Annotated in this window: 6 protein-coding genes; all 6 read left to right on the top strand. The window is 71.4% G+C overall.

Annotated features, from left to right (window positions below):
* Positions 1-187: 187 nt before the first annotated feature.
* The 6 genes from ACWGI8_RS35545 to ACWGI8_RS35520 all read left to right on the top strand — a co-directional run bounded on the left by ACWGI8_RS35545 (position 188) and on the right by ACWGI8_RS35520 (position 7,097).
* Complete coding sequence (locus ACWGI8_RS35545; RefSeq protein WP_453667377.1) at positions 188-643, top strand: hypothetical protein; 456 nt, start codon at positions 188-190, stop codon at positions 641-643.
* A gap of 275 nt (positions 644-918) precedes the next feature.
* Positions 919-1,284, top strand: coding sequence for a hypothetical protein (locus ACWGI8_RS35540; protein WP_453667376.1), 366 nt, complete (start codon positions 919-921; stop codon positions 1,282-1,284).
* Between the two features lie 136 nt (positions 1,285-1,420).
* Positions 1,421-2,626 (top strand): PLP-dependent cysteine synthase family protein, encoded by a 1,206-nt coding sequence (locus ACWGI8_RS35535; protein WP_453667374.1) that lies wholly within the window; start codon positions 1,421-1,423, stop codon positions 2,624-2,626.
* A gap of 50 nt (positions 2,627-2,676) precedes the next feature.
* Complete coding sequence (locus tag ACWGI8_RS35530) at positions 2,677-3,927, top strand: MFS transporter (protein ID WP_453667379.1); 1,251 nt, start codon at positions 2,677-2,679, stop codon at positions 3,925-3,927.
* A gap of 256 nt (positions 3,928-4,183) precedes the next feature.
* Positions 4,184-6,490, top strand: coding sequence for a heavy metal translocating P-type ATPase (locus ACWGI8_RS35525; protein WP_453667372.1), 2,307 nt, complete (start codon positions 4,184-4,186; stop codon positions 6,488-6,490).
* A gap of 154 nt (positions 6,491-6,644) precedes the next feature.
* Complete coding sequence (locus tag ACWGI8_RS35520) at positions 6,645-7,097, top strand: DUF6153 family protein (protein WP_453667370.1); 453 nt, start codon at positions 6,645-6,647, stop codon at positions 7,095-7,097.
* Positions 7,098-7,349: the final 252 nt, after the last annotated feature.

Here is a 7,349-nt window from a genome sequence, read left to right as displayed (position 1 = left end):
GCGACACGCCGCCCCCGGCCTCGATCAGGTGATCAGTCGTCGTATTCATCAGGTGACTCCTTCGGGGAGGAACACACCTGATTCATGACACTCCCGTACCGGTGCCTGGCCGCCGTGTTGGATGCCGGCGTGGTGTTTGCGACCGGGGCGGCGGCGGGTTGTCAGGGCGAGGCGCTACGATCACGGCATGGTCACGGCCTGGTCGTCCTCCCGCATGTCGCGGGCCCGCTCATCGGCGGGTCCGTTGCGCATGCTGTGGGTGGCCGTGATGCTGTTCGCCTTCGTGTACGCGCACGGCGTGAGTGCCGAAGGCGTCACCGGACATCTCGACGCAAGCGCCACCGTGCGTGCGGCGACTGCGATGGACAGCCACGCGATGGACAGCCACCTGATGGACAGCCACGCGGCCGAGGACGTGCCGGTGGACCATCACGGTGGTGGTCACGGCCCGTCCCATCCGGCTCAGGAGTGCGTGCCCGGCCAGCCGGAGCAGACCCCTGCTCTGGATGCCCCGGGCGCCTGTGCCTTCGTCGAGCAGGCCAGTTCTCCGTCGGGCCCACCTGCTCCCGTCGCTTTCGGTGACGTGGCGTCGGCCAAGCAATTGCCGAGCACGTCGATAAGAGCCACAGTTCTGCAGGTCTAGGATGCGGCGTCTGCTCGCCGGCTCTCGACGCATTCCCGTCTGACACAGTTCCGGGACAGCCCACCGCGGCTGTGCGCGATGTGGCCGGCCAGTTCGCCGCCACCTGCCTCGCCCTATGCGCCACCGCGCAATGCGAGGCGGATCTCTGCGGCGATGTCCTGACACTGCCCGCCCCGCCCTCCCGCCGTTCCGGTGCACCGTGTGGTGCATGACGGCCCTCCTGCGGAGGAACTGTGCTCCCGCCATCCCGCGTTCGCCCACTGCCGGCTGCCTCTGTGCCGTGCCGGCTGCTCACCCTGCTCCTGAGCGCGCTGCTCCTGATCGCGCTCGACTGTGCGTCGCTGCTGCACGAGTCCGGCCACGCTCACGGCCCGGCCCGTACGGTCTCGGGCGCCCCACGGAGCGCCGAGCTGGTGCCGCTTGCTGCGGCTCCTGCCGACTCCTCCTGCTCACCGACCGGTTCGGATGCGGAGCTGACCGGACGTCAGCAGGTGCGTGCGCCGATCACCGGTGCGGCGGAGGCCGAAGCAACAGGGGCGCGCCCGGCGGCACTCGACGGGGCTGCCCGTGTGCCGGGGGAGGCCCGGAGATTCATGTCCGGCCGCTTCGTGCTGTGCGCGCTGTGCCGGTGGCGGACGTAGGCCATGCCCTTCGAGCCGCAGCATGCCGCGGCCGCCGCTCCCTGCCACTGAGCCCCGGGCCCGTCCGCCCAAGGCGGGGCGGCGTGCGAGAGATCAGCACCCGACGCGCCATTCACCGAAAGACGAGAGACGAGAGATGCACTCTCCCAACACCGCACGACATCTCACCAAGCCCGGCCACGACGCCCTGACGGGTCTGGTCGGCAACACTCCCCTCCTGCACGTCGGCGAGCCCTTCGCCCATGAGGGACGGGGCTTCTGGGCGAAGCTGGAAGGCTTCAATCCCGGCGGCATCAAGGACCGGCCCGGCCTGCACATGGTCGAACGTGCCCGGGCCCGGGGGGATCTGAAGCCCGGAGGCAGGATCATCGAGTCCACCAGTGGGACGCTCGGCCTCGGCCTGGCCCTTGCGGGCATGGTCCACGGCCATCCGGTCACCCTGGTCACCGACCCGGGTCTGGAACTGTCCATGACCCGGCTGCTGACCGCCTACGGTGCCCAGGTCAACGTCGTCTCCGAGCCCCACCCCACCGGTGGCTGGCAGCAGGCACGACGTGACCGCGTCACCCAGCTGTTGCGGCAGCACCCCGGATCGTGGTGCCCGGACCAGTACAACAACCCGGACAACACCACCGCGTACACCCCGCTCGCCCTCGAACTCGCCACGGAACTCGGGCACATCGACGCCTTGGTGTGCAGTGTCGGCACCGGTGGGCACTCCGCGGGCGTTTCCCGCGTTCTTCACCAGCTCTACCCCGACCTGCGGCTCGTGGGCGTGGACACCATCGGCTCCACGATCTTCGGCCAGCCCGCCCGCCCCCGCCTGATGCGCGGACTCGGGTCGAGCATCTATCCCCGTAACGTCGCCTACGACAACTTCACCGAGGTGCACTGGGTCGCCCCGGGCGAGGCGGTGTGGGCCTGCCGGCAGCTGGCCGCCTCGCACTACGCCACCGGCGGGTGGAGCGTCGGCGCGGTCGCCCTGGTCGCCGGATGGCTGGCGCGCACTCTGCCCGAGGACACCCGGATCGCGGCGGTCTTCCCCGACGGGCCGCAACGCTACCTGGCCACCGTGTACGACGACGACTACTGCGCCGCCCACGGCCTCCTCGACTCGCCGCCCGCATCCGAGCCGGACGTGATCGGCTGCCCGGACGAGAAGGAAGTCACCCGCTGGACCCGGTGCACGGGCGTGGCCGACCCACTCGCCCTCGCCCGAGCCGCGGGCACGGACGGTCCGGCCGCCGATGCCAGGGGCTCCGAGGCCGATGCCGGCGACAGGCGCCCCGAGGCCGATGCCGGCGACGGGCGCCCCGAGGCTGATACGGAGGAGGGCCGGTGAAGGCCGCCGTCACGCAGGTTCGTGGCTACCCGCGTAGTGTCCAGCTGCTGATGGTGAACCAGTTCACCATCAACCTCGGCTTCTACATGCTGATGCCCTATCTCGCCACGCACCTGGCCGGGCCCCTCGGGCTGGCCGGATGGCTCGTCGGGCTGATCCTCGGGGTGCGCAACTTCAGCCAGCAGGGCATGTTCCTGGTCGGCGGCACGCTGGCCGACCGGCTCGGCTACAAGCCGGTGATCATCACTGGGCTCGTGCTGCGCACCGCAGGCTTCGCGACCCTCGGTCTGGTCGACTCGGTGCCGGCGCTGATCGCCGCCTCCGCCGCCACGGGACTGGCCGGCGCGTTGTTCAACCCGGCCTCCCGCGCCTATCTGGCAGTGGACGCGGGGGAGCGCCGGGTGGAGGCGTTCGCGTTGTTCAACGTCTTCTACCAGGCCGGAATCCTGCTCGGCCCGCTGGTGGGCATGGTGCTGACCGGTGTCGACTTCCGCGTCACGTGCCTGACGGCGGCCGGCATCTTCGCGGTGCTGAGCGTCGTGCAGATCCGCGCCCTGCCGGCGCGGAGGGCCGACGACGCCAAGGTGGAGGCGAACGGGCGGCGGGAGAGTGTGCTGTCGCAGTGGCGCGGCATCCTGGCCAACCGGCCGTTCCTGCTGTTCTCGCTCGCCATGATCGGCTCGTACGTGATGTCCTTCCAGGTCTATCTCGCCCTGCCGCTGGAAGTACGGCGCCTGGGCGGCGAGGGGACGTTCGGCACGGCCGCGGTGGCGGTGCTCTTCGCTGTGTCGGGTCTGAGCACGATTCTCGGTCAGACGAGGGTGACCGCGTGGTGCAAGGCCCGGATGGAGCCGGGTCGTGCGCTCACCTGGGGTCTGCTGACCATGGGGGGCGCGTTCGTACCGCTGCTGATCGCCACGGCGATACCGGTACCGGACGGCGGGACCGGGCTGTGGCTGCTCGCGGCGGTGCCGCCCGCGCTGTCCGCGCTGCTGCTCGCCGTGGGGACGATGATCGCCTATCCGTTCGAGATGGACACCATCGTCCGCCTCTCCGGTGACCGCCTCGTCGCCACGCACTACGGCCTGTACAACACCATCTGCGGTGTCGGTATCACCCTGGGCAACTTCCTCACCGGGGTCGCACTCGATGCCGCCCGCAACGCCGGAGTGTCCGCGCTGCCGTGGATCGCGCTGCTCCTGCTGGGCCTTGCCTGCGCCGCCGCCCTGTACGGGCTCGACCGCACCGGCCGCCTCGCGGACCCGGCGCCCGCCGCCGGACCCCAGCCCGCCGCAGCCTGACGCGACCGGGCCGCGCCAGGGCCGGGGCGGATGGCCATGCGCCGCCCGCCCCGGCCCGGCTGCCTCGATCGAAACACCTGGGGGTCGCTTGCGAAAAATACGGGGTGGGGGTATACATGATCAGGGTTGGCGATACCCCCCTAGGGTATTCGCTCCACGGGTTCGGGCGGCCCGCGGCCCGTCCGGAACCCGCCGCCGGGCCCCATCCGCGGACCCGGCGCGGCCTGACCTTCTTCCACCAGTTCGAGGAGCAGTGATGACAACCACGGTGCCCGGTACCGCTGAGGTCGAACTCGCCATCGGTGGCATGACCTGCGCCTCGTGCGCCGCCCGTGTCGAGAAGAAGCTCAACCGCATGGACGGGGTGGAGGCCACGGTCAACTACGCCACCGAGAAGGCCAGGGTCAGCTACCGCGGCGGAGTCGTGTCCGTGGCGGACCTGATCGCCACCGTGGAGGCGACCGGCTACACCGCCGCACCTCCGGTGCCCCCTCGCGCGAGCGCTGCGGGGGGATCCGCCCGGAACGCGGAAGCCGCGGGAGCCGCGCAAGCCGCGGGAGCCGCGGGAGCCGAAGAAGCGGATGAGCTGCGGCCGCTGCGGCACCGCCTGATCACTGCGGTGGCACTGTCCGTCCCCGTGATCGCGATGGCCATGGTGCCCGTGCTGCAGATCGAGTACTGGCAGTGGCTTTCCCTGACGCTGGCCGCTCCGGTCGTCACCTACGCGGCCTGGCCCTTCCACCGGGCCGCTTTCACCAACGCCCGGCATGGCGCAGCGACCATGGACACGCTGATCTCGCTCGGTACGTCGGCCGCGTTCCTGTGGTCGCTGTGGGCGCTGTTCTTCGGGACCGCCGGGATGCCCGGCATGACGCACCCTTTCGAGCTGACGATCTCGCGCAGTGACGGTGCCGGGAACATCTATCTGGAGGCCGCCGCCGGCGTCACCGCGTTCATCCTGGCCGGGCGGTATTTCGAGGCCCGGTCCAAGCGCAAGGCCGGCGCCGCGCTGAAAGCGCTGCTGGAGCTGGGAGCGAAGGAGGTCACGGTGCTGCGCGACGGCCGCGAGCACCTGATCGCCACCGCCGATCTGCGGGCCGGGGACCGCTTCCTGGTCCGGCCGGGCGAGAAGATCGCCACCGACGGCACCGTTGTCGAGGGTTCCTCCGCCGTGGATGCCGCCATGCTCACGGGCGAGTCCGTGCCGGTGGAGGTCGGCGTGGGTGACGCCGTCACCGGGGCCACCCTCAACGCCGGTGGACGGCTCGTCGTCGAGGCCACCCGGGTCGGCGCCGACACCCAGCTCGCCCGGATGGCCAAGCTGGTGGAGGACGCGCAGAACGGCAAGGCGTCGGCCCAGCGCCTCGCCGACCGCATCTCCGCCGTCTTCGTGCCGGTCGTCATCGCCCTCGCGCTCGGCACCCTCGGCTTCTGGCTGCTCAACGGCGCAGGTCTGACGGCCGCGTTCACCGCCGCCGTCGCCGTGCTGATCATCGCCTGCCCCTGCGCCCTGGGCCTGGCCACCCCGACGGCCCTCATGGTGGGCACCGGGCGCGGCGCCCAGCTCGGCATCCTCATCAAGGGCCCCGAGGTCCTGGAGAACACCCGCAAGGTCGACACGATCGTCCTCGACAAGACCGGCACCGTCACCACCGGCAGGATGACCCTCCTGAAGGTCCACGTCACCGAGGCGACGGACGAGCGGGAAGTCCTGCGGCTGGCCGGTGCGCTGGAGCACTCCTCCGAGCACCCCGTCGCGCAGGCGGTGGCCAAGGGGGCGGCCGACCGCGTCGGAACGCTGCCCACGCCCGAGGACTTCGCGAACATCCCGGGCCTCGGCGTTCAGGGCATCGTCGACGGGCACGCCGTCCTGGTGGGCCGCGAGAAGCTCCTGGCCGAGTGGGCCATGGCACTGCCCGTGGAGCTCGAGCGCGCCAAGGCGGAGGCGGAGGCCGCCGGGCGTACCGCCATCGCGGTGGCGTGGGACGGCAGGACGAGGGCAGTCCTGGAGGTCGCGGACGCGGTCAAGGAGACCAGCCCCGAAGCGATCCGCCGACTGCGCGCCCTCGGCCTGACCCCGATCCTGCTCACCGGTGACAACAAGGCGGTCGCCGCTTCCGTCGCCGCCGAGGTGGGCATCGCACCCGACGACGTGATCGCCGAGGTCATGCCCCAGGACAAGGTCGACGTGGTCAGGCGTCTCCAGGCGGAGGGCCGCAGCGTCGCCATGGTCGGCGACGGCGTCAACGACGCGGCGGCACTCGCCCAGGCCGACCTGGGTCTGGCGATGGGTACGGGCACGGACGCGGCGATCGAGGCCGGCGACCTCACTCTCGTACGCGGAGACCTGCGCGCCGCCGCGGACGCCATCCGGCTCGCACGCCGCACGCTCGGCACGATCCGCTCGAACCTCTTCTGGGCCTTCGCCTACAACGTCGCCGCCCTGCCGCTGGCCGCGGCCGGGCTCCTCAACCCGATGATCGCGGGCGCGGCGATGGCCTTCTCCTCGGTCTTCGTCGTCGGCAACAGCCTGCGCCTGCGCGGCTTCCACGCCGTCGGCTGATCAAGGAACACCGGCCGGGACGCGGACGCACGACGGCCACGGTCATTGACGGAACGCGATCGGCTCACAGCCGTATGCCCTTACGGCCCGGGATATCGTCGGCAACGGAACGGAGGTATGCGTGATGGTGCGGCAGTACACACGAGCGGTGGGCGTGGCAGCGCGTCTCCTGCTTGTCGTGGTGCTGGCACTCGGCGTGTTCGTCATGCACACCGTCGGTCACCCCAGCGGAGACTCCGGTACGGGGACGCTCGCCTCCTCGCACACGGCCGGCACGGGCGCGATGCCCGTGCACGGGCACCACGCGGACGCCGTCACGGATACCGGCCCGCCCGCTGCCATGGGGGCTACGGACCTGAATGCCGCCCCGGCCGGCGCCGGCGCCCCCGCATCGCCGGATGGGCATGAGCCGGGCATGGCCATGGACATGGTCTCGCTGTGCGTGGCGGTCCTCGGCACCTGGGCGCTGGCCTTGCTGCTCCACGTGGTGTTCGTGGGCCGACGCGACTGGTGCGCCCGGCTCGCCGCCGGGGTTCTCGCGGTCGTACGTGCCAACCCTCCACCCCGAGCGCCCGACCTCGCACAACTGTCGATTCTGCGGCTCTAGGCCGGTGATCCTGCGCGGGCGCGCCCTTCCGGGCCGCCTGCGACGACGCCTGCCCATCCGCTCGTTCAGAATCGATCACACGAGGTACACAGACATGACCGTCTTCAAGCCCGCCCTCCACCGGCCACTGCACCGCCGCGTGGCGGTGGTGGGAGCCGTCGCCGCCGGGGCCCTGCTGCTCGCCGCCTGCGGCGGCGACAGCACAGGCGCTCCCGCTTCCGCGCCGGAAGCGGGCGCATCGGCCGCGGCCGG

This window comes from Streptomyces sp. NPDC054841 (assembly GCF_053611045.1).
Note: the sequence above shows the minus strand (reverse complement) of the source record. Positions and strands in the feature narration are given on the sequence as shown.